The organism is Mycobacterium sp. AT1 (assembly GCF_002043095.1).
In the GTDB taxonomy this organism is placed as follows: Bacteria; Actinomycetota; Actinomycetes; order Mycobacteriales; family Mycobacteriaceae; genus Mycobacterium.
On sequence record NZ_MVOC01000092.1, the window covers coordinates 1 to 684 of the forward strand.

Here is a 684-nt window from a genome sequence, read left to right on the forward strand (position 1 = left end):
TGGCCGGCGTGGGAGCTGTACCCGTTCGGGCACACCGTGCCCGCCGCGGTCGCGGTCGCGTTGATCATGGGCCTGGTCTTCATGCTGCTGATCATCTATCCGTTCCTGGAGAAGCGGTTCTCCAAGGACACCGCGCACCACAACCTGTTGCAGCGTCCGCGAGACGCACCGGTGCGCACCGCGATCGGGGCGATGGCGATCGCGCTGTACATCGTGCTGACGTTCTCGGCGATGAACGACATCATCGCGCTGAAGTTCCACGTCTCGTTGAATGCGACCACGTGGATCGGTCGGATCGGGATGGTCGTACTCCCGGCGATCGTCTACTACGTGACCTACCGGTGGGCGATCAGCCTGCAGCGCAGCGACCGCGCGGTGTTGGAGCACGGCATCGAGACCGGCATCCTCAAGCGGCTGCCGCACGGCGCGTACGTCGAGTTGCACCAGCCGCTGGGCCCGGTCGACGAGCACGGCCACCCCATCCCGCTGGAGTACCAGGGCGCGCCGCTGCCCAAGCGGATGAACAAGCTGGGCTCCGCCGGCGCACCGGGCACGGGCAACTTCCTGTTCCCGGACCCCGAAGGCGAACAGACCGCCCTGGTCGCCGCCGCCCACGCCGCCGAACACCGCGCCATCACCGCCCTCAAACAGCGGCAGGACACCAACGGCAACGGCAGCAACGGC

At 67.7% G+C, this 684-nt stretch carries 1 pseudogene; it reads left to right on the plus strand.

Annotated features, from left to right (window positions below):
* A pseudogene (locus B1790_RS32000) lies at positions 1-684 on the plus strand (cytochrome b); the annotation flags it as partial.